We start from the raw sequence: 23,901 nt of genomic DNA on the forward strand, positions 1-23,901 counted from the left end.
TATGATGATGCTGAACAGAAAATGGCTGCTGATTGCCTGTATATCCTTGCTTGCAGCCTGCAAAAACGCAGAGAATAAAACATTATTCTCACTCGTTACCGACTCAAATATCAATTTTAAAAACACACTCACCGAGTCGGAATCATTTAACGTATTCAAATACAGAAATTTCTATAATGGCGGTGGTGTAGCTACCGGCGACCTGAACAACGACGGACTGCCGGAAATTTTCTTTACCGCTAACCAAAGTGCCAATAAACTTTACCTGAATAAAGGGGATCTGAAATTTGAAGACATCACACAAAAAGCAGGAATTATTTATAACAATGAATGGAGCACGGGTGTTGTTTTTGTTGATATCAACGCTGATGGCTGGCTCGATATTTATGTTTGTAACGCAGGTAATATGCTGAATAAAACCCTGCGTAAAAACAAACTCTATATCAATAATAAAAACCTCACGTTCACTGAACGGGCGGCTGAATACGGATTGGATAATGATGGATACTCTACCCATGCATCATTCTTTGATTACGACCTCGATGGAGACCTCGACTGTTTTCTCGTTAATAACAGTCCCATTCCGGTAAATACGCTCAACTACGCCAATATGCGCAGCATACCAGATGCAGAAGCGCCTTATGCTGAGTTTCTTAAAGGTGGTGGTGATCATTTATACAGAAATGATAACGGGAAATATACTGACGTAACAAAAGAAGCAGGCATTTATGGAAGTATCATCAGTTTTGGACTCGGTGTAACCGTAGGCGATATTAACCTTGATGGTTACCCGGATGTATATGTATCGAATGATTTTTTTGAAAAAGATTATCTCTATATCAACCAACGTAATGGCACATTCAAAGATGAAATTGAAAATCGTACACAGCATATCAGTTTCTCCTCAATGGGGGCCGATCTTCAAGACATCAATAACGATGGTAAGCCGGATATTTTTACTACAGACATGTTACCCGGCGATGATTACCGCTTAAAAACCAATACATCTTTTGAAGGGTACGACACCTATAAACTGAAACAGAACCAGAATTTTTATAACCAGTTTACACAAAATGCACTACAGGTAAATAATGGTGATGGACAATTTCTTGAAACAGCATTCTACAGCGGTGTAGCCGCCAGCGACTGGAGCTGGGGAGCTTTGATGTTCGACGCCAATAACGACGGGCTATCTGATATAATTGTATGCAACGGTATTTACCGTGATGTAACCGATCAGGATTTTATCGACTTCTTTGCCAACGATGTGGTGAACCAGATGGTATTAAAAGGGAAAAAAGAAGAAGTAAATAATGTGATTGATAAAATGCCTTCTGTACCTATTCCCAATAAAGCATTCAAAAACCAGGGCAATCTTCGTTTTAGCGATGCAGGAAAAGAATGGGGACTCGATCAGGCTACTTTTTCAAACGGCGCATCTTATGCAGACCTGGACAATGATGGAGATCTTGACCTGATCATCAATAATGTAAACCAGGAGGCACTGGTATATAAAAATAACAGCAGGGTTGATTCTACTTCCAATTATATGGCAATGCAGTTGCAGTTTAATCAGCAAAACCCTTTTGCAGTAGGCAGCACCATTAAAATTTTTGCAGCAGACCAGGTAATTACCAGGGAACTGATACCCAGTAAAGGCTTTCAGTCATCGGTAGAATATAAACAAACCATCGGATTGGGAATGTTTAAACCAGATTCAGTGCAGGTTCTCTGGCCCAATAAAACAGTATCTACTATTCTCAAGCCATCAGTAAATCAGTTGCTGAAAATAAAATACGACAGTGCTGATGTCCGTGTAAATTTATTTCAACATCAACTGCCCCAAACAACATTACTTAGCCAACTAAACCTCCCTTTCGAATCGCACAAAGAAGATGAACATGTAGATTTTTACCAGGAAAGAAATATTCCCTTCATGCTCTCCAAACAAGGACCTAAAACAGCTGTGGCAGATGTGAATGGTGATGGAATGGAAGACATATTTATTGGTGGTGCAGTTGCGCAGCCTTCACAATTATACCTGCAAACAGCAAACGGCTTTTCTAAAAAAACGGTCCCTGACTTTGAAAAATTTACTTTCAATGATGTAACCGCTGCCTTTTTCTTTGATGCAGACCAGGATGGTGATATGGATATTTTTGTGGGCGGTGGTGGCAATTTTGCACCCGCCTCATCTGAAAAATACCAACACCAGCTTTACCTGAATGATGGTAAAGGAAATTTCACTTTACGATCGGGTACTTTTCTGGTAAGTCATACCAATACAGGTGTAGCTATTCCATTAGACTACGATCAGGATGGGAAGATGGATATTTTTATCGGCAGCAGAAGCGAACCGCAGAACTATGGTATAACACCCAGGAGCTTTTTATTTCATAACGAAGGCGGTGCAGTTTTTACCGATGTTACAGATAAAGCGGCCCCTTTCTTACAGTCACTGGGTATGATAACGGGAGCTGTATGGACAGACCTGAATGCCGATCAACAAAAGGAATTGGTGATAGTGGGTGAATGGATATCACCAAAAGTATATGCATACAAAAACAAACAGTTTGCAGAACAGAAAACAGGGTTGGAGAACGAGTTGGGCTGGTGGCAGTCGGTAACAGTTGGTGATCTGAACGGAGACGGTCATCCCGATTTATTGCTCGGCAACCTCGGGCAGAACTTTTACATGAAACCAGATGCGGAAAACCCTGTAAAAGTGTGGATTAAAGACTTTGATCAGAATGGAACCATCGATAAAATTTTCAGTCATTCGCTTAATGGAAAAGAAGTACCCGTATTTCTGAAAAAAGATATTACGGAACAGATACCATCCCTGAAAAAATCAAACCTGCAACATGCTGAATTTGCAGATAAAACCATTCAGCAGGTATTCAAAGACGGGTTAGCAGGTGCCAGGGTATTAACCGTAAACAATGCGGCAAACTGTATTGCCTATAACGACGGGAAAGGGAATTTTAAACTGGAGCAATTGCCCTTTATGGCACAGCTCTCATCGCTACAGGCAGCTGTTATCAGTGATATAAATGAAGATGGTAAAAACGATATCATCTTTGCCGGTAATTTCTTTGACCTGCTTCCCCAATTCTGCAGTATTGATGCTTCTTACGGCCAGGTGTTACTGAACAAGGGAGATAACCGTTTTAGTGAAGTATCCTCTATTGCTTCCGGGTTATTTGTAAAAGGACAGGTAAGAGATATCGCACAGGTAAAACAAAAAACTAAAACAGGCTTATTATTCCTGAGAAACAATGATACACCGCTGTATTATCAGGTCAATACCAGGAACAATAAAAAATAACCATTGCAGGTAAATGAAATACATGAAACAAAAATCGTTCTATAGTATCGTTGGTTTGCTGATGGTTATCATGGCAGGATGTTCGCAAAAAAAAGCAGCTTCTGTATTTGTTCCACTCAGCCATGAACAAACAGGACTTCAGTTCAGTAACAAATTGCAACCCACACCGGCATTCAACCTGTTCTCCTATATGTATTTCTACAACGGAGCAGGGGTAGGAGCAGGCGATTTTAATAATGACGGGCTGATAGATCTTTTTTTTGCAGCCAATCAGCAAAACAATGCCTTATACCTCAATACGGGAAACCTGAAATTTAAAGAAGTAACCAAAGAAGCACATATACCTGCCGATGGTGCATGGAGTACCGGCGTATCTGTCGTAGACATCAATAATGATGGTCTGCTGGATATTTATGTTTGCCGTGTAGGCAAATACAAAACATTAAAAGGAAAGAACCAGTTATTGGTTTGTACTGGTATTGGTCCGGATAAAATACCGGTATATGAAGACCAGGCCAGTGCTTATGGATTAGATTTTTCCGGTTTCAGCACACAAGCCGCATTTCTTGATTATGACGGCGATGGCGACCTCGATATGTTTCTACTAAACCATTCTGTAAACCATGATGGTAATTATGCGCCAAGAGAAAATTTCATGAATACTTATGATTCTCTGGCAGGTCATCGTTTGTACAGAAATGATCAGAAAACTATGCAGGATGGCAAAATCGAAATAAGGTTTACCAATATAACCAAAGAAGCAGGAATCAATGGAAGTAAAATAGGGTATGGGTTGGGTGTAGTTGTGGCAGATATTAACCTCGATGGCTGGCCTGATATTTATGTAGGTAACGATTTTCATGAGAACGATTATCTCTACATTAACCGGCAGAATGGCACATTTGCAGAACAAGGTGCTCAGCAGTTAATGCATACAAGTCAGTTTAGTATGGGTGTAGATGTAGCGGATGTGAACAATGATGCTTATCCTGAAATCATTTCCATGGATATGTTGCCTTATGATCCTTATATGCTGAAACGATCAATGGCAGAAGATGATTACAATATCTTTCAACAGAAATTGCAATACGGGTACACACATCAGTATGCAAGAAATAATCTTCAATACAATAGAAAGAACGGGCATTTTAGTGAAGTTGGTCAGTACGCAGGTATTCATGCCACAGACTGGAGCTGGGCCTCATTGTGGATGGATTTTGACAATGATGGTTTAAAAGACCTGTTTGTATCGAACGGTATTCCCAAGCGAATGAATGATATTGATTACATCAATTATGTATCAGGAGGTGAGCTGCAGGGAAAACTAAAAAATAATACCATACAGGACAAGGATATTGCCCTGATTAATAAGTTTCCGGAGATTAAAATACCCAATCAGTTTTATCGGAATAAAGGCAATCTCTCTTTCGATAACCTGACAGACAGTATCGACAATAACCTTCCCACATTTTCAAATGGTTCTGTTTATGCCGATCTCGATAATGATGGTGATCTCGATCTGGTCGTAAATAATATCAATGATCCCGCATTGATTTATGAGAACAAAACAAATACGGATACAAGTTCAAAAGATTTCGCACAACTGAAACTGACAGGCAGTACGGGGAATAAAAATGCCATCGGCGCCAAATTATTAGTCTACAGCAAAAAACAGGTACACAGTTATGAGCATTATCCCGTGCATGGTTTTCAGTCAAGTATGTTGTTGCCCATTCATGTAGGACTCAAAAATATTACTGTGGATTCGGCTTTGCTGATATGGCCCGACAGAACTTATCAAACGGTTCAGCTGACAAAGGGAAGAAAAGAAACGGTTGTCTACTCACAGGGCTTGCCCAAATTTGATTTTGAAAAAAGACTGACTCAGCAAAATCAAATAATGCAGACTGATCTTGAAGATATAACGCAGGCAACAGGCATTAACTATCAGCACCAGGAAAACCTATTCAATGATTTCGACAGAGAGCCATTAATACCACATATGCTCTCAACAGAAGGACCCGCATTGGCAGTTGCAGATATTAACCACGATGGTTTGGAAGATGTATTCATTGGCGCATCAAAAGGATATACCAATGCGGTGTATGTTCAAAATAAAAATGGCACATTTAGTAAATCAATTCAACCGGCCCTTGACCGTGATTCCATGTGGGAAAACGTAGATGCTATTTGGGTGGATGTAAACAATGATAAAGCCATAGATCTGGTAATTGCCAGCGGGGGCAATGAATATTATGGGGAAGATGAACACCTTCAACCACTTTTATACCTGAACGACGGAAGAGGCAACCTGAGAAAAAAAGATGTTGCTTTCCCGCGTGGCATGAATACACAAAGCAAAGTAATAGCCAACGATATTAACGGAGATGGATATATGGACCTGTTCTTTGCCGGCCGATCTGTTACTTATGCTTATGGAATGCCCGCACGTTCATATTTATTATTGAACGATGGGTATGGAAATTTCAGCGATGTAACACCTGCTTTTGCAAACGCATTGATACAACCCGGCGGTTTGGTAACTTCTGCACAATGGGTTGATTTGAATAAAGACGGACAGACAGATTTATTGCTTTCCTATTTGTGGGGAGGTATAGAGGCATTTGTAAAACAGGATAACCAGTTTGTTCAACAAACCATTACAGCAAAAAAAGGCTGGTGGCAATCTGTTTTTGCTGATGATATAGACGGTGATGGAGATATTGACCTGGTAGCAGGTAATTTCGGGAATAACAGCCGTGTAAAAGCCTCCGAAAAATACCCGGTAAGAATGTACATGAACGATTTTGATGATAACGGAAGGGTAGAACAGATACTCACTTATTATGTGAATGGCTCTGAAATGCCATTGGCCAGTAAACTGCAACTCGAAAAATCGATTCCATTACTGCGGAAAAAATATTTATACGCCGCCGATTTCGCAAAAGCAGATTTAAAACAATTATTCGCACCGCAAAAATTTGAGAAAGCCTATCAGTTAGAAGTCAACTGTTTCGAACATGTATTGTTGACGAATGAAGGTGGTATGAAATTTACAGCTTCTGCCTTGCCATTTGAAACGCAGTTGAGTCAGTTAAGGTCAATGCTTCGTATTGAAAAAGACGGGCAACCACAATGGCTTGCAATGGGTAATTTTTATTCGAACAATGTAGAAATAGGCAGACAGGATGCCGACTTTGCAAATCTGTTATCTTATGAAAAGGGTAAGGGGATGAAGATAGCTGGTTTGGGTATGCCTGCCATTGCCGGACAGGTTAGAAATGCAAAATCCATCACCATCAAAAACCAAAAAGCCTATATCCTTGCCCGTAACAATGAAACTGTGATAGTGCTGGGAAAAAAGTAAAACTAGCATGCGTAAACGCTCTGTTCTCTGCGGTGATTTTTCGAGTAAATTCACCGCAGAGAACATGAGGGAATTGAGTTTGCGCAGAGAGAGGTATTATTGAAATACAGGGTAGTTGATGGTGGTTAGCCACTGCGAGCTGTCGGTAGTTAAACGATTACTGATCATTCTTTCAAACGCTATTGCAGGTGAAATTTTCCTGAAATCATTTACATAAAACTGAACGGCCTGTCTACATTTTTCAATGTTTGCCGGGCCGCCTTTAACCTCGGCCACCACAATATTGCCCAGCATCATTTGTTTCAACATGAATTTTCCTTTGGTAGGAATATCTTTATCAGACGCTACTGCAACCATAGCAGTGTATAATTTGTTATTTTCCTTTACAATATTGAGTATGGGGTCATTGACTACTTTACTGTTTTCAGAAACGATAAAAGCCTTCACCTCATCAATCATTTTATACAACTCTGTATTATCAGGGTAGTGATCAAAATCCTGTTTAACAGATACATAAGAAGAGTTGGGTACCTTACCCATCTTAATATCAAAGCCATACACTTTCTTTATATCTGAAAGCGTAATTTTCAACTGCTCAAATAGTGCTGCAGCAGTTTTTTCTGTATTGCCAACAGACAGGTATTGAAAAACTTTTATAAACGGGTTGGCAGATAAGTAAACCTTAGTGGTTAACGTAATAGCAGTTTCAGCATTATAAGTAGTAACAGACTGAAGATCAAAATAAGTATTTCGATTATCCTCAATTATTGTAGCCTTGAATCCATTTAACAGGAGGGTATTGATGACAATTTTTTTCTCATTAAAACTTACGGTACTGTCATTAATGATTGTACCTGGCCACCAGTTTTTCCATAAATCCTTGTTTACAATCACCCTCGATATACCATCAAAAGGAACAGGAGAATTGACAGTTTGGATAAAGGTTTTCTCTTTGGGGAGAAAGAAACCGACTGCAAAAATGAGAATGATGATAACAGAAACAGCAAGCAATAATCGCTTCATAAGTAAAACCACATTTAATGTTCAAATTTACCGTTTAGCGGCTTTAGTGGTTCAAAAATATTTGATTATAGTAGTTGCCGATTTGCTGACCCTGCTTTTGTCCGTTAATAACGGCTGAACGATAGTGAATGCCACCATACATACGACTCATACTCACTTCATCGGAAGCCGCAGCCAGAGAAGAAAAACTTCTTTCCAGGCCGAGGTACTTCAATTCGGTGGTATCATGAAAAGCCGTAGTGTTTCCAAATACTTTTGATAATACAGTTGCAGCCGCGGCTGAGATCACACTATGACCACTGCTGTACTCCGGAAAAGGAGGTGTTTGTAATAACGGGTTCCATTCTGAGGAAAGGTATTCTCTGATTACAGTTACGGGCCTGATGGTTTTACTGCTATATTTTTCTTCCCAGGTAGAAATAAAACCATCAAAAATTGCTGCCGAAGCCAGCGCATAAGCCTGGGCAATTTCCATCTCCGACTTCTTCGACTGTTTGCTGAGGATGGCCGTAATGCCCATCCAGTGACCCACAGGGGTTGTCTTTTTATTGGCATAGGTAAGATGTCCCTTGTGTTCAGAAACAAAGGGATTGTCATCCCAGAAACGGGCAATCAGTTTTTGTTCTTCGGTCAGCGACTTACTCATTTCATAAACTTCCACCACTTCTTTATAATATTGGCTGGATGGGTTTATGCTGAATGCAGGTGGTCTCACCGGTTTAAATTGAGCAGCAGAATCCATTAACAGGGGTTGAATATATCTCCAGTTGGGTTCAACCGCTTCCTCGTAATCGGGAGGTGTTTGTTGCCAGATACCGGTTTCTTTCAGCACGCTGAATTTCGGCATACCACGGGTTAATTTATAACCATCTTTTGAAACCCTTTCTAAAATAACAGCCGCTACTTTCTCACCCCAGTTAACAGAGGATATTCTCATATCTTCATCCATCGCAAAATCCTTGAGTAATATTTCCCTGCTTTTCCTGATACTGTCTTTTGAAAAAACCAATGCTTCTGCCACTTTCATAAAAGCCACCACTGCCGACAACCTGAAATCGTATTTGGTGGTACTGTCTGGTAGCTCAAGCGCTTTAAAACCTTTGAGCAAAGGGAGTAAACTGCCGAACTTTTTATCTATGGGCCGTAATGCTTCGTAATAAGCAATATTGCTGTAGGTATACATTCTACTGGCAACCGGAGGATTAACAATATCATATACAATTACATCTGTTAACTGCTGTAGACAGTGATGCTGTAAATCTGCTGCGCTAAAACTGCTGCTTTTATTTTCTGTTTTGCAACCGTTGACGATGACATATAAACCAGTGCATACAATCAACAACCATTTCTTATATTCTTTCATACAGCTCATGGTTTAAGGGTCCTGCTCTTTTTATTTCCGGCAAAAATATCTGCCGATACAATAAAGGTATTGAGCGAAATAAATCTTGAAGATTGTGAAAGAAATCCCTGTCCGAATGGATACTCTTCTTTTCTCTTGCTGCCATCTTTCAGATAAACTATTGCATGTGTTTCATTTGGCGCTAACCTGATAACAGACTGGTTCTTATTATTCGAACGAAACAGTTTGAGCATATCCCTGTTTTGTCCTGCTGCAACAGCAGGTTGATTCTGTACCATCAGCTCAACCAATGCCCTTCCGTTGGCCGGGGTATAGAAACCCGATTCAGCAATGGATAAGGAGCTGAACCCCTGTTTACCTTTATTCAATAAAACCAACCCATTTAATGCATCCTGTCTGCCGAGGTAAGCAGCCATCGAAAATTCATTACCGGTTAATACGAGGTCAGTCCAGCCATCGCCATCAATATCGCGGGCTGTTATACCATACACAGGGCCAAGTTGTGCAGCAGCAGGTAATGGATGTATTTCAAAATTCAGCTGGCCTTTATTTTCAATCCAGCAACTTTGCAAATAAGTAGCAGTTGTTGTATAGGCATCTTTTAAAACATCGGGAGTCAACAACAGGCTCATATCTGTTTTGGCATAAGCTGCATAGTTGGGGAAACGTTCTTTCATAATACTCATTTCTCTCAGCAAGAGGTCTCGCCCGGCTATCGGAAATTCTTTTTTCTCACCATAAATAGTAGCAGGCAACCAATGACTGAACAATGCATCAAAGCTGGAATTGTTGTCGAAATCTTTTGCATAAGCGGTAAGCGGATATTGATCCGATGCCTGTAAAAAACCGTTGATACCGTAATTACCCGCTACATAATCCATGTCGCCATCATTATCCATATCAGCAGCAATAATGCTGTTCCACCAGCCTTTGAATGAATCTAAGGCTGTTTTTGTTTTCGTAAAAGCCTTACCCGTATTTTTTAATAACTGAATACTGCCCCAGTCGGTAGTAAGCAAGAGATCGGTTTTACCATCCGCATCCGCATCAGACCACACAGCAGCAGTAATCATTCCAATATTTTGTAAATCAGGGGCTAACTGTCTGGTAACATCTGTAAAAGCAATTTTGTCTTTTTGTGAATCATTTCTGTAAATAAAACTGCTGGCAGGCATCGGATAACTGCCTGGTATTACCCGTCCGCCAATGAATAGATCAAGGTCACCATCCTGGTCATAATCGGAAGCAATGACACAGCTTTTGGTAGAACGGTTATTTGTAAAATCGGCGGTTATTTCAGAGAAATTTCCTTTGCCATCGTTGATATAAAAATGATCGGTATAAGCTTTTGTCTGAGGTTGGTTTTCTGCACCACCAGAAACGATAAATAAATCAAGATCACCATCAGAATCAGCATCCAATAAACTGATACCCGCATCGTCCTGTAATTGCGGACTGGTATGACCCGGTAAGTATTTTCTGTTGAACCGCCCATCTCTTGTTTGCATAAAAACAGAAGCATGAAAAGGAGAACCACCACCGGTAACCAAATCGTCTAACCCATCGCCATTTACATCACCTGCGGCTAATGAAGGACCGTATTGTGTGAGCTTATGTAACAGTAAACGTTGAATATCGAAATCAATAAAATCAACTTCTGAAAAACCATAGTTAATACCTGCTTTTGAAGTAATATCACTAAACAGTGAAGAATCAGGTATAACAGAAGCTGCTGTAACTGAAGTTGCCTGAAGAGCAGAGAAGAGAATGGTTTGATTGCTGCTGATGTTTTTTCTGGTCTCCATTTTCCCGTCAGGCCATATCACTTTAACCGAATCAATGGTGCTTTGTTTCCCCACACCAAAATGAATCGTTTGCTCAACGGTAGAGAGATAACCCCTGTATGGAGAATACTCCAGTACCTGATGGGCGTCTTTGGTAAATACATGTACCCATGTGCCAATACCCGATTTATTATTATCGGTACCCTGCAATCCAATGCGTATATAATGAGGGGCTTCTTTTTGTTCCTGTTGTTTGTTTTTGAGTAAAGTAGCCGGCATATTGGTATTGTTGATCACAATATCAAGATCACCATCTCTGTCAAGATCAGCATAAGCCATGCCTGCAGAAAAAGTCGGAAAATCAATACCCCATTCTTTTGTGCGGTCAATAAAACGCAGATCGCCATTGTTCTGGTACACATAGTTACTGATTTTTACTACGGGTAACTGATTCAATACTTGTTCCAGCGGTGCGTTGGCTACTGCATTTCTACGGTAAGCCATAAAGTCTTTATCAGACATGTCTTTGGGTAAACCGTTTGTTACAAACAAATCTCTCCAGCCATCATTGTTTACATCAAATAAAAGAGGGGCCCAGCTCCAGTCGGTATGTGCCACTCCACTGAAATAAGCGATCTCACTAAACGCAGGTCTTGCAACCGTATCATACCCTGCAGGTAACAAACCCTGATTGAGTTGTAAGGTATTTCTCGGGTATTGATAAATATAACCGAAACGGTCACTGTTCTGAAAAGTCTGGTAACTGATATCGGAATGCATCATCTTCTGCCTGTAATTATCTGCAGGCATCATATCTGTTTCAATAATATCGGCCAGACCGTCGTTATTGATATCTGCAATATCATTACCCATCGCATTTTTACTGGTATGTTTCAGGTAAGCAGCGCACTGGTCGCTGAAAGTTCCGTTGCGGTTGTTGATATAGAGTATATTATTCGACAGGTAATCATTACTTACATAAATATCTTTCCATCCGTCCTGATTAATATCTGCAATACTTACACCCAGACCATGACCTTCAATTAAAATACCAGCTTTGGCAGATACATCTTTATACACCGGGTGATGAAGACTTGAATCGTAATTATTTTCAAAGAGCTTATCAGTATTGGGCCAGCTGCCATTTTTTCTGATGGGGCGAAATTCGTTCGGATAAGTGCCATCCAGGTCGTTTATTAAAAGATAAACATCAAGATCACCATCATTATCATAATCAAAGAAAGCGGCCATATGCGTATTGGATGCATCAGCAAGACCATATTCCTCTGCCATTTCTTTGAATACAGGAATACCTGTTGTACGGTTCGCACCCTGGTTAATGTATAAAAGATTTTTTTTTGCATTGCTGTCAGATAAAACAGCCGCACAAACATAAATGTCCATCAGACCATCATTGTTAATGTCGATGATACTCGCACCTTTGCTCCATTTGCCGTTACCGCCAACAGAAGCCTGTTCAGTAATATCTTCGAATTTGAGATTGCCTCTGTTCAGAAAGAGTTTGTTGGAAGTTCTGTTACCGGTAAAATAAATATCTGGTAAGCTGTCGTTATTGAAGTCGCCAATGCCCACACCACCACCATTATAAATGTATTCGTAATTCAATACATTCAGTTCTTCTGTTTCGGTAATAAGGTTGTTGAATTGCAGCCCGGATTTTTCAGGATTTATTTCCTCGAATAGAGTAGTCTGTTGTTTGCATGACATGGCCATCATGCAAACGATTGCGGCAAGAAAAATGTGCTTCATACAGGGTTTTAGAATAAATTTGAGCTAACTCAAGTACTTGCAAAATAAGCATTATGAAACGATTGCGCCTGATTTGCCAGCTATTCTTTTTTATGGGTATCGGACTTGCCAAATCGCAGGATCCATGGAAGCTCACAGTACCCTCAGTGAACCCCGCCAATTACTATGGAGTAACAGTTGCCAATGGAATGATTGGTATTGTTTCTTCACCTGAACCGTTTAAAGTAAAGGAAGTGGTTTTAGCAGGAGCGTATGACCAATATGGCCGTGGAAGAGTGAGTAATTTCCTCCGGAGTTTTAACCTGCTCAATATGCAATTGGGTATCGATGGCAGAAATATTGGTGCAGCTGATGTGCGCAATATGAAACAGGAACTGGATATGCAGAAAGCATCATTCACCTGCTCTTTTGATTATGGTGATAAAGCCACTGTAACATATACTTACTATTCACTCCGTCATCTTCCCTTTACGGTATTAATGGATGTGGCTGTAACAGCTAAAAAAGATATACTGGTTAATTCAGCCAGTGTAATGGAAGCACCGGATGCATTGAAAGATGTACAGAATTATTACAATGAAATTGATCGTCCGCATGTAACCATCAGCCTGCTTACTTCATCTGCAAAAAGTCCAACCGGAAAATTATTGATGTGTGCATCCAATACCTTTCTTTTCTCCGAACACCATGGTGAAGAGCCACGTGTAATTCATGAGATGTGGGATAATAATATGCACCTCATGAAATTCAATAAAACAGTAAAAGCAGGAACTACATACCGTTTCTCTGTTGCAGGTTCCTCCATCACCAGTGCGCATCATGATGATCCGTTGAATGAAGCTGAACGTATGACCATTTTTGCAAAGCTCGAGGGAAGAGAACGTTTATTATCCTTTCACAGCAAGGCCTGGAGCGAATTATGGAAAAGCGATATTCAGATTGAAGGCGATGCACAGGCACAACAGGATGTTCACAGTATGATGTATCATCTCTATTCTTTTGTGAGAGAAGGAACAGATTATAGCCCGTCGCCCATGGGTTTGAGCGGACTCGGTTACAATGGCCATGTATTCTGGGACACAGAATTGTGGATGTATCCTGCATTGCTGGTGTTACAACCAGACATGGCAAAAAGTATGGTAGAATACCGGTACAACCGATTGGCTGCTGCAAAGAAAAATGCATTCAGTCATGGTTATAAAGGAGCCATGTTCCCCTGGGAAAGTGCCGCCACAGGTGTAGAAGAAACACCGGTATGGGCATTGAGTGGACCGTTTGAACATCATATTACAGCCTGTGTGGGTATTGCAGCATGGAACTATTATTGCGTAACACAGGATAAAGAATGGCTCAAAGAAAGAGGCTGGCCCATCTTGAAAGAAACAGCCGATTTCTGGGCCAGCAGGGTAGAAAGAAATGGCCCGGGTAAGTATGATATAAAAAATGTAGTAGCTGCCGATGAGTGGGCCGAGAATGTAGACAACAATGCATGGACCAATGCTGCGGCCAAAGCAGTATTGAATTATGCTACCGAAGCCGCTGTACTGATCGGAGCAAAAGCAGATGCCGATTGGTTACAGGTGGCAAAAAATATTCCCATTTTAAAAATGGAAAACGGGGTTACACAGGAGCATGCCACTTATAAAGGAGAAGGTATTAAACAGGGCGATGTAAACCTGCTTGCTTATCCATTAAAAGAAGTAAGCGATCCGAAACAGGTGCTGAAAGACCTCGAGTATTATGAAACACGTGTACCCAATGAGGGTACACCTGCCATGACACAGGCCATATTTACCCTACTCTATGCGAGGTTGGGTAACGCAGACAAGGCCCTTAAATTTTTTAAAGACTCTTATGAACCCAACCTCAACCCGCCGTTCAGGGTGATTGCAGAAACCAAGGGCGGAACCAATCCTTATTTTGCTACAGGGGCTGGCGGTATTTTACAAAGTGTGCTGATGGGTTTTGGGGGTATTGACATTACCTCAAAAGGAATTACACAGATTAAATCGGTACTTCCCAAACACTGGAAAAAACTAACACTTACAGGTATTGGACCCGACAAAAAAACCTTGATTGTTCAATAAAAACTATTATTTTTAACTGCTTGAAACGACTTGCCACGATAGTATCTCTCAGTTTACTACTCTTTAGCCTTGGTGGCTACAGGATGTTGTTGGGTTATATGGAAACGGCTTCCGACAACGCATTTCAGGCTAATCTGTACAATGATATTTATGATGAAGCCATGTTGCTTCACCTCAAAGTTCCGGCCAGTACACCTTATGGTGCCAATTCGCCACAATACGAAAATGCAACGGGCGAGGTTGATATTAATGGCGTGACTTATCATTTTGTAAAAAGACGTTTCTACAAAGACTCACTTGAATTATGGTGTGTGCCCAATATGGAAAAAATCGGTATCCGGAATGCCCGGGATGATTTCTTCCGGTTAGCGGGAGACTATAATGCAAGTTCATCCACACAAAAATCTTCCAATCAGCATACGGTTCTTAAATTCTCTGTTCTGGACTTTACCGGGGATCATTCTTTTTCCTGGCAGTTTAGGAATGCAGCACCCAGACAGGTTCATTATTTGAATCAGGAAACCGCTTATCTGTCTGATTATATAAATCGTTTAGAGCGACCTCCACAAGCTTAATGCTGGTTCATTAAGCATTATTCTTTTCTTTTTATCTGAATTTATTGAAATAACCTGGTTTTATGAGAAAGCTCTTATTGGGGCTCGTAATTGTTTTATGTGCACAGGCATGTAAACCATCTACCGAGTATAAAACATTTTTACACGATCCAGCTTTGTTTAGCAATACCGTATATGAACTGAATACGGTAGTGATGGGGAATAATTTTCCTCCCATGGTAGCATCGCGTAATTATGTATATGCTGCTGTTGCTGCTTATGAAGTGGTAGCCGCTGCTTATCCCAATGAGTACGAATCGCTGGGCGGACAATTGAAGGGGTTACAGAAACCGCTTGTACCAACTATTACAGCCGATATGGATATTGAACTGGCTACCCTGCTTGCTTATATGAAAGTGGGAGAGACGGTAACTTTTCCGGAAGGCAGTATGAAGGATTATGAGGATAGTATTTTACAGGTTGCCAGAGATAAAGGCCTGAGCAGCAAAGTAGAAAAAGCATCGCGTATGCTGGCAGACAGTATCAGCATGCACATCATCCGTTGGAGCAAGAAGGATAATTACCTGCAGACAAGAGGTGCCGAAAAATATGCGGTGAAAAATATACCGGGTCGCTGGGTGCCAACACCACCTATGTATGCCCCGGCTGCAGAACCACACTGGCATGAGATAAGACCACTTGTAATTGATAGTGCAGGCGTTTTTGATCCACCACCTCCACCTGTCTTTAATATTACAGATAAAAAAAGCAAGTATTATCGGGAAGTAATGGCCATTAAAAATGCCGTTGACAGCTTAACACCTGAGCAGAAACATATTGCAGAATTCTGGGATGACAACCCGTTTAAGATGAATGTAACAGGACATGTAATGTATGGCAGCAAAAAATTCTCTCCTCCGGGTCACTGGATGAGTATTGTGGGTATTGCCGGACAAAAAGCAAAAGCCGATTTCGCCACACATGTATATGCCGTTGCCAAAACATCTATAGCCTTATTTGATGCATTTATACAGTCTTGGTATGTGAAATACAAATACAATACCGCCAGACCGGAAACAGTCATCAATGAATACATCGATCCAAACTGGAGACCCTATCTGCAAACACCTGCTTTTCCTGAATATACCTGCGGACACTCAACCATTTCATCTGCCGCTGCCGAGGCGCTAACCAGCGTATTCGGTGATAATTTTTCTTATACCGATTCTACTGAACTGGAATTCGGTATACCCAACAGAAGCTTTAGCTCGTTCAGGGCCGCTGCTGAAGAAAATAACTGGGCCAGGTTTTATGGTGGTATCCATTTCCACAATTCATGTATCATCAGCACCGATTATGGTCAACGCGTTGGACGAATGGTAGTTGACCGTTTGAAGATGAAAAAATAATCGATGCCAATGTTGGTCGCTGACCACCATTGAAAATTGAAATGATACAGTCAACAAACGAACCAGTGTTGACCAGACAATCAATCGAATAATCACCATATTGGCGAGACCAATGATGCTGATTTGTTGTAGGTAACAATCAACTAATAATTGCTAAAGAAACCCGGCTATTGATGATCAGTGATCAACAATGGCAAATCAAACCTAATCTAACATGAGACCAATCATATTTTTACTGACAGTTGTTTTTCTTATTCAAACAAAATCAAATGCACAGGGTTGTGTGGCCATCAGAAGTGTGGGTGGCATGTGTACTATTGATAATCTTTTTGGTGCAGACTCTGTTCAAAGCAAATGGAGTTTTAATGCCAATACCCGCTATTTCAACTCCTTTCGCCATTTTGTTGGAACAGATGAGCAAAAGCACAGAATGCAGAATAAAACAGAAGTAATTAATCACAATGTTACAGTAGACCTGAGTTTAACTCGCATACTTAACAGACGCTGGTCAATAACATTTGGCATACCTGTTATATCCAATACACGCACATCCTTATATGAGCACGGAGGAGCAGCACGTCACCTTACCAGTTCTTTCGGATTGGGTGATGCTCGTATTACTGCCTACCACTGGTTAACCGATCCTGCCAAAGCAAGAAAATTCAGTTTGCAGGCAGGCCTTGGTATTAAATTACCTACAGGCGATTTCAGGGTACAGGATCATTTTTATACCAGTGCCGGTGCAAAAGTATTAGGTCCGGTAGACCAGTCTATTCAACTCGGCGATGGTGGAACAGGTTTTACCATGGAGCTGAATGCTAACCATATAATTTCAAGAAGGGTAAGCTTATACGGTAATTTCTTTTACCTGATGAATCCGCGTGAACACAATGGTGTATCAACTGCAAGAGGTGGAACACCTTCTGCTACGGCCATTCAGTATGGCAGTGATGTAATGAGTGTGCCCGATCAGTATATGATTCGTTTTGGGGCCAACTTTACTTTCAATCGTTTAACATTTTCTGCCGGTTACAGAAATGAAAGAGTAACAGCGAAAGACCTGGTAGGAGGTAGTTATGGTTTCAGACGTCCGGGTTTTGTAGCATCCATCGAGCCGGGTGTAACCTATTCATTAAAGAAAATGAACCTCTACGCTTATGTACCCTTTGCTGTTCAGCGCAGCCGTATACAGAGCTATGCTGATCTTGAAAGAACAAGAATCACCGGTGTTCGCGCACAGGGCGATGCAGCATTTGCCGATCTGGCAGTGAATGTGGGAATAAGTGTAAGATTTTAGGAGGAGGGATTAGCTATTAGGTATTAGCAGAGATTTTATTATTTCTTCCTAATCCCTAATGGCTAATAGCTAATAGCTAATCCCTAACCCCTCTCAAATTAATTTATTGACTAAACGAAACATGATGCAAAAAATAAAAACAAAGCTATGCCAGATGGCAGGCCTGTTTATGATAATCGTTTTAGCACATTCACCATCAAAAGCACAAACAGAGATTGATGGTATAATGATGGCGAAAAATAACTACTGCTCCGGTATTATGTACAACTATAGCAGTTGGGATCAATATTGGGAAGGAACTTTAAAAAGAAACAACCTCAATCTTGGTACCGTATCAACCAGCATGCTCGCATACATGGGTAACTATGGTGTTTCTGATAAACTGAATGTATTATTTGGATTGCCCTATATTAAAACCAAAGCAACTGCCGGTACACTCAGCGGTATGAGTGGTTTACAGGATTTATCACTCTGGGTAAAATGGATGCCTTACGAAAAAGAATTTGGCAAGAGTACGCTTTCATTTTATACCATTGGTGGTGTTTCTCTGCCCGTATCAGATTATACACCCGATTTCTTACCCATGTCTATCGGACTGAGAAGTAAAACCATTTCATTAAGAGGAATGGTCGATTACCAGTATGGCAGTTGGTTTACTACTGCTTCTGCTACTTATGTAATACGTGATAAAGTAACACTCGACAGAGAGTCGTACTACACAACCCAATTACACAATACAAATGAAGTGGCCATGCCCGATGCATCATCTATTAATGTAAGGGCAGGTTACCGTACCGGCAGAATGATTGCAGAAGCCGTATGGAACAAATGGACCACACTCGGCGGTTTTGATATTACCCGCAACAATATGCCTTTTGTAAGCAACAGAATGAATGCAAGTATGCTGGGTATTAATCTCAAGTATAACCTGAAAGGAGTGGATGGATTATCGCTGATAGCAAATGGCAATATTACACTTAGCGGAAGAAATATGGGACAGGCATCAACTATTGGTGGAGGTGCTTTTTATATCATTGACTTTTCACCCAAAAAGAAAAAGGAAAAAACATCCACCACCGATAAAAAATAAGCCATGAAAAAACTACTTACCATATGCTTATTGGCAACAACAATATTGGTGCAGATGTCATGCTCCAAAAATGTTCCCAATACAACTGATGATGCGCCGATGCTGGCGCCAACAAAAACAGATATTGATGCAGGTATCTGGAAACCTATTTTATTAACCGGTCCAACGGAATTTCCGGTGGCAGCACCGGCAGCCGTTAGTTCTGTTGGTTATATCGCAGAATTAAATGAAGTAAAAGGATACCAGCGCGATCTTACTGCTGAACAGGAAGCCGCTATTAAATATTGGGGAGCCGGTGGTGTACTGAGATGGAATGAACTGATGCGTGAACTCGTGGCAAAATATAACCTGCCACCCTATCAGAATCCTGATGGTACATATCCATTCCCCAGTGCCAATAATCCATTTGCTTATCCTTTATTTCCATTTGCCAATCCACCCTATGCAGCAAGGGCCTATGCCTATATCAGTGCGGCACAATATGATGCATTGGTGGCTGCATGGCATTACAAAAAACTGTACAACAGACCGGCACCGTATAAAACAGATGCGAATATCAAACCCAGGTTACCACAGTCTGATCTGCCATCCTATCCATCAGAAGATGCAGTACTGGCAGGTGTAACAGCGGAGATGATGAAACTGTTTTTCCCTGGTGAGATTGCATTTATACAGAAAAAAGCAGAAGAGCAGATGATGTCAAAACTCATGGCCGGTACTGCTACCAGAAGCGATATAGAAGCAGGAGAAGCATTGGGCAGGTTAGTGGCACAGAAATTCATCACCAGAGGAAGAGCCGACAGGGCAGGCGCTGCAGCCGGAAATGCTACAGACTGGGCATTGCTCGAAACACAAACCATTGCCCGTGGTGAAATACCATGGATCAGTAAGGAAACGCCTAAACGTCCACCCATGTTGCCACTCTTTGGTCGTGTAAGACCATTCCTGTTTGATGAAACAGTTACGCCAACACTTCGTCCGGCAGCACCCCCATCTACATCGAGCGAACAGATGAAAAAGGAAACAGCAGAAATCTACGATCTGGTAAACAATACCAACGCAGAACGAATTCGTATTACACATTTATGGGCTGATGGTATTGCTACCGCTACACCTCCGGGTCACTGGGGTGCCATTGCAGATGCAGACTTTATCAATCAGAAATTCAGTGAAGTACGTTGGGCAAGAAATATGGCATTATTGAATATGTCGATGATGGATGCAGCAATTGTATGCTGGGATACCAAATTCTTTTATTTCAATCCACGTCCATCGCAATTGAATCCAGCTATTAAAACTATTACAGGCTTACCTAATTTCCCGTCCTATATTTCCGGACACTCCACTTTCAGTGCTGCCGCGGCAACTATATTAAGTCATATTGTACCATCAAGGGCACAGGCTTATGATGCCATGGCCCGAGAAGCATCTATATCGCGTATGTATGGGGGCATACATTACAGAAGTGATTGTGAAAAGGGACTGGAAACAGGTAATAAGGTTGGTGCCTATGCCGTTACCAGAGCTAAAACCGACGGAGCAGATTAGAGGAGCTATTAGCTCTTAGCCATTAGCTACTAGCGATTTGGAGGAGTAAGAGGATATTCAATTTTTTCTTACTCCTCCAAATTTACCTTCTACCTACCAATGTCTAACCCCTAACAGCTAACAGCTAATAGCTAATAGCTTCCAGTAAACAAAAAGAATAAGGTTCTATAATGAGGTATTCGTAATCTGCACCTACACTCAGTCGCTGGTCATTCCAGTGATCGTATAAGTTAGTCACTCCAAAACCTTGTTCCTTAAACGCATACCAGGTAAGATAAGCCGCTTTATCGCTGTAGTTGAATAAGCAATACAGGTGATCCTGATCCATTGATCTGATAAAACCTGCTACATGTATATTATGCGGCGTAATCCAATGAATATTTTTATAGTCGCCTGTAACCGGTAATTGTTTGCGAAGTTTCAATAACTTTTGTGTGCCACTGAAAATCAGGTGTTCAATGGTGCCTTGTTCTTTTGTTTTTTCATTTTTTTTCCAGTCAATTACAGGCCGGTGCATCCAGCGGTTATCATAGGTTTTACCTTCTTCTGTGAGATAGCTATAATCATTGGTATAAGCCGCTTCATCGCCATAGAATAACATGGGAATGCCACCAATAAAAATACTCTGCGCCTGCATGAGTAATATTTTCTTTGCTGCTGTTTCTATGCTTTTTTCATTACCCGACGCAATTGCTTTTTCTAATCCGCATAAAGAAGCCAGAGAACCACTGATACGTGCATCCTGTGTTTTAGGATTCACTGAAAACAAAGCACCCGTTGCAGAGGAGGAAGGATGTACACCTGAATAATATTCTTTCAAAAATTTCCGGTGTTCATAAGCATTAAATCCTGCCGCGGCAATCATGCTGTCATCATAACCCAAACCAATATCATCATGACAGCGGGTATAACTGATCCAGGTACAGCCAAAAGGTTTTTGTAAAAGATTATGTTGAGCTGCCAGCATAATGCGGGTGTCGCCGGTAGCCAATGCATCCCATTGCAGGGCCATCTGTGTAGCATTATAGGCTACATCACATTCTTTGGCCGTATATAAATCGGTGCCGAAATATTTCATGATTTCTTTTGGAGCAACGATTGCTTCGCCCAGTAAGGCCATTCCCGGCGTGGCTACTTCCACACATTGACGTATGAGGCGCAGAATGGTATGTGCTTCTGGTAAATTCTGGCAGGTAGTGCCTAATTGTTTCCATATAAAAGCAGGGGCATCTATGCGAAGAATATCAACACCGAGATTAGCATAGAATAAGATATTGTCCAGCATATCCACCAGTACAGAAGGGTTGGTATAATTAAGATCCCACTGATAATTATGAAATACCGTCATTACCCATTTGCGTGACTCTTTATTCCAGGTAAAACTACCGGGTGCAGTCTCTGGAAATATTTCGGGCATGGTCGCATCTAACTGATCGGGAATGCTTCTGTCGTCGTACATGTAAAAATATTCCTGGTATACAGGATCGCCATTCTTTGCCTTAACCGCCCATTCGTGATGATGCGAAGTGTGGTTGAGTACAATATCGAGCATGAGGTACATATCTTTTTCCTGCATGTTTTTTTGTACAGCACGTAAGTCATCAATGGTACCAAAGCGACTGTCTACTTTTCTGAAATCGGAAACCGCATAACCGCCATCGCTCTCACCTGCCGGACTTTCAAAAATGGGCATCACATGCAGGAAATTAACGCCCAGCGATTCGAGATAAGGCAAACGTGCAGGCAAATCTTTTAGTGTACCACAGAAGCGATCTACATATAAACTCATACCGCATATTTCATTGCTGAGAAACCATTGCCCTTTGTTGGCTTTGGTAATATCGCGTGCACGCAATTCCTTATTTCTTTGTTGATGACCGCGTATAAGCGTAATCAGCAATTGTTCAAACAGAGCATCAGCCATAAGGTGATTGCTGTATAAGGATCTATACAAACTCTCAATAGCCGTTGCATTAGCAGATAGTCTGGTATAAAACCCAAGATCATCGCCACTAAGCAGCAGCCCCTGTTGTTGGCAGATGCGGGTAATTCGTTGGTGGAGGGTGAAATTGTACATTTTAGCTTCTGGCTGCTAGCTGCTAGCTACTAGCATATTCATTTTAGTTCTCGTAAAACATCTTACTAGCAGCTAGCAGCTAGTAGCAGGCAGCTCAATCGAAGATCGCGCTGCTCAAGTGCTTAAACGCTTCCATCGCACCTAAGTACTCACAGGTTCTGGCACCGGCTTTGTTGGCATTATGAATAACCTGCTTCCAGTCGGGTAATGATAATTGTATGATATCGTTTAATGTTTTGTTGTGTAACTGGTATAATACGGCTCCTACAAAAGCATCGCCTGCACCGGTGGTGTCAACAGGTTTAACAGCAATACTGGCAATGGTATAAGTGTTGCCTTTATAACCCAATAAGGTTCCTTCCTTGCCGAGGGTGATGGTAAAAACTGCATTTGTTTTCTCCAGTAAAACGGCCGCTGCATCGGCCACCGCATAGGTGCCGGTGATGAGCATGGCTTCCTCATCACTCAGTTTGAAGAAATGGCAGGACTGTAAAAAATTCCACGACTGATCAATAAAAGTCTGCGTATCGTTCGGAAAAAGCAGGTGACGGTAATTGGGATCGAAGCTGATGAATATATTATTCTGTAACAATGCTTTTTGCAACATACCCTGATAAGCTGCCTGTAAGGGGCCGGGCAGAAAACCGGTAGCCGAACCAAAATGAATGATGCCAATATCATCGAGTGGAATGGCTTCTGTTTCATCGCGGGTGAGCATGCCATCGGCGCCACGGTTGAATACAAAATCTCTTTCTCCATCTTCCATTAAGGAAACAAATGCGAAAGTGGTAAAAGCCTGTGGATCTTGCAGCATCCAGCGGGTAGAAACACCAAATTCCTGCATCACGTCAATGAGTTGTTTACCAAAAGGGTCATTACCTACTTTGGCAGCCAGCTCAACCTGTCCACCCAATGCTGCAATGGCCGCCGCCACATTGGTTGGTGCGCCTCCGGGTTTCTTGAGGAAATGCTGCCCATTCGAAAGACTGCTGCCCTTATCGGTGCAGATCATATCAATAAGCGCTTCTCCAATGCATAGTATTTTCATATTTGGCAGAATTACTCCGTGCCACCCCGTGTTCGACTCCGTGTAACTCTGTGGTTAGTATGAGCTCCAAAATAAAGCAGGCATTTATTCGGGAAAGTTAACCACAGAGTTGCACAGAGTCAGGCACGGAGTTTCACGGAGGTTTCATTTATTGGT

The 23,901-nt window shown here is 41.4% G+C and carries 13 protein-coding genes; 8 read left to right on the forward strand and 5 right to left on the reverse strand.

Annotated features, from left to right (window positions below):
- Nucleotide 1 precedes the first annotated feature (1 nt).
- Complete coding sequence (locus KXJ59_RS02925) at nt 2-3,328, forward strand: VCBS repeat-containing protein (RefSeq protein ID WP_295200950.1); 3,327 nt, start codon at nt 2-4, stop codon at nt 3,326-3,328.
- Nucleotides 3,329-3,350: 22 nt separating this feature from the next.
- Complete coding sequence (locus KXJ59_RS02930; protein WP_295200951.1) at nt 3,351-6,695, forward strand: VCBS repeat-containing protein; 3,345 nt, start codon at nt 3,351-3,353, stop codon at nt 6,693-6,695.
- 96 nt (nt 6,696-6,791) lie between these two features.
- On the opposite strand, the gene KXJ59_RS02935 is transcribed toward KXJ59_RS02930, so the two are convergent.
- Genes KXJ59_RS02935 through KXJ59_RS02945 form a run of 3 tightly spaced genes read right to left on the reverse strand, consistent with a single transcriptional unit; the run spans nt 6,792 to nt 12,635 of the window.
- The gene (locus KXJ59_RS02935) at nt 6,792-7,718 is read right to left on the reverse strand and encodes a hypothetical protein (RefSeq protein WP_295200954.1); all 927 of its coding nucleotides are present in this window, start codon (nt 7,716-7,718) and stop codon (nt 6,792-6,794) included.
- A 43-nt stretch (nt 7,719-7,761) separates the two neighbouring features.
- Nucleotides 7,762-9,081: a vanadium-dependent haloperoxidase gene (locus KXJ59_RS02940; protein WP_295200957.1), complete on the reverse strand. Its 1,320-nt coding sequence runs from the start codon at nt 9,079-9,081 to the stop codon at nt 7,762-7,764.
- Between the two features lie 5 nt (nt 9,082-9,086).
- Nucleotides 9,087-12,635 (reverse strand): VCBS repeat-containing protein, encoded by a 3,549-nt coding sequence (locus KXJ59_RS02945; RefSeq protein ID WP_295200959.1) that lies wholly within the window; start codon nt 12,633-12,635, stop codon nt 9,087-9,089.
- Between the two features lie 53 nt (nt 12,636-12,688).
- On the opposite strand from KXJ59_RS02945, the gene KXJ59_RS02950 reads away from it, so the two are divergent.
- From KXJ59_RS02950 to KXJ59_RS02975, 6 genes are all read left to right on the forward strand, one after another.
- Complete coding sequence (locus KXJ59_RS02950; protein ID WP_295200962.1) at nt 12,689-14,722, forward strand: glycoside hydrolase family 65 protein; 2,034 nt, start codon at nt 12,689-12,691, stop codon at nt 14,720-14,722.
- A 20-nt stretch (nt 14,723-14,742) separates the two neighbouring features.
- On the forward strand, nt 14,743-15,297 hold the full coding sequence (locus KXJ59_RS02955; RefSeq protein WP_295200965.1) for a hypothetical protein: 555 nt from the start codon (nt 14,743-14,745) through the stop codon (nt 15,295-15,297).
- A 62-nt stretch (nt 15,298-15,359) separates the two neighbouring features.
- On the forward strand, nt 15,360-16,685 hold the full coding sequence (locus tag KXJ59_RS02960) for a vanadium-dependent haloperoxidase (RefSeq protein WP_295200967.1): 1,326 nt from the start codon (nt 15,360-15,362) through the stop codon (nt 16,683-16,685).
- Nucleotides 16,686-16,899: 214 nt separating this feature from the next.
- A complete protein-coding gene (locus KXJ59_RS02965; protein ID WP_295200968.1) occupies nt 16,900-17,982 on the forward strand; it encodes a hypothetical protein in 1,083 nt (360 codons plus the stop codon).
- Nucleotides 17,983-18,136: 154 nt separating this feature from the next.
- Nucleotides 18,137-19,072 (forward strand): hypothetical protein, encoded by a 936-nt coding sequence (locus KXJ59_RS02970; protein ID WP_295200970.1) that lies wholly within the window; start codon nt 18,137-18,139, stop codon nt 19,070-19,072.
- A 3-nt stretch (nt 19,073-19,075) separates the two neighbouring features.
- Entirely contained in the window at nt 19,076-20,620 is a 1,545-nt protein-coding gene (locus tag KXJ59_RS02975; RefSeq protein WP_295200972.1) for a phosphatase PAP2 family protein, read from the forward strand.
- Between the two features lie 124 nt (nt 20,621-20,744).
- Here the strand turns inward: KXJ59_RS02975 and KXJ59_RS02980 are convergent, their stop codons facing one another.
- Nucleotides 20,745-22,697, reverse strand: coding sequence for an alpha-amylase family protein (locus KXJ59_RS02980; RefSeq protein WP_295200975.1), 1,953 nt, complete (start codon nt 22,695-22,697; stop codon nt 20,745-20,747).
- Nucleotides 22,698-22,791: 94 nt separating this feature from the next.
- Entirely contained in the window at nt 22,792-23,745 is a 954-nt protein-coding gene (locus KXJ59_RS02985) for a carbohydrate kinase (RefSeq protein WP_295200977.1), read from the reverse strand.
- Between the last annotated feature and the right edge of the window lie 156 nt (nt 23,746-23,901).

Origin of the sequence: Sediminibacterium sp., assembly GCF_019264485.1 — a bacterium.
Taxonomy (GTDB): domain Bacteria; phylum Bacteroidota; class Bacteroidia; order Chitinophagales; family Chitinophagaceae; genus Sediminibacterium.

Excerpts from the sequence above, each read along its gene's own strand:
- KXJ59_RS02925 (WP_295200950.1), top strand. The coding sequence starts at position 2 with ATGATGATGCTGAACAGAAAATGGCTGCTGATTGCCTGTATATCCTTG.
- KXJ59_RS02930 (WP_295200951.1), top strand. The coding sequence starts at position 3,351 with ATGAAACAAAAATCGTTCTATAGTATCGTTGGTTTGCTGATGGTTATC.
- KXJ59_RS02935 (WP_295200954.1), bottom strand. The coding sequence starts at position 7,718 with ATGAAGCGATTATTGCTTGCTGTTTCTGTTATCATCATTCTCATTTTT.
- KXJ59_RS02940 (WP_295200957.1), bottom strand. The coding sequence starts at position 9,081 with ATGAAAGAATATAAGAAATGGTTGTTGATTGTATGCACTGGTTTATAT.
- KXJ59_RS02945 (WP_295200959.1), bottom strand. The coding sequence starts at position 12,635 with ATGAAGCACATTTTTCTTGCCGCAATCGTTTGCATGATGGCCATGTCA.
- KXJ59_RS02950 (WP_295200962.1), top strand. The coding sequence starts at position 12,689 with ATGAAACGATTGCGCCTGATTTGCCAGCTATTCTTTTTTATGGGTATC.
- KXJ59_RS02960 (WP_295200967.1), top strand. The coding sequence starts at position 15,360 with ATGAGAAAGCTCTTATTGGGGCTCGTAATTGTTTTATGTGCACAGGCA.
- KXJ59_RS02965 (WP_295200968.1), top strand. The coding sequence starts at position 16,900 with ATGAGACCAATCATATTTTTACTGACAGTTGTTTTTCTTATTCAAACA.
- KXJ59_RS02970 (WP_295200970.1), top strand. The coding sequence starts at position 18,137 with ATGGCAGGCCTGTTTATGATAATCGTTTTAGCACATTCACCATCAAAA.
- KXJ59_RS02975 (WP_295200972.1), top strand. The coding sequence starts at position 19,076 with ATGAAAAAACTACTTACCATATGCTTATTGGCAACAACAATATTGGTG.
- KXJ59_RS02980 (WP_295200975.1), bottom strand. The coding sequence starts at position 22,697 with ATGTACAATTTCACCCTCCACCAACGAATTACCCGCATCTGCCAACAA.
- KXJ59_RS02985 (WP_295200977.1), bottom strand. The coding sequence starts at position 23,745 with ATGAAAATACTATGCATTGGAGAAGCGCTTATTGATATGATCTGCACC.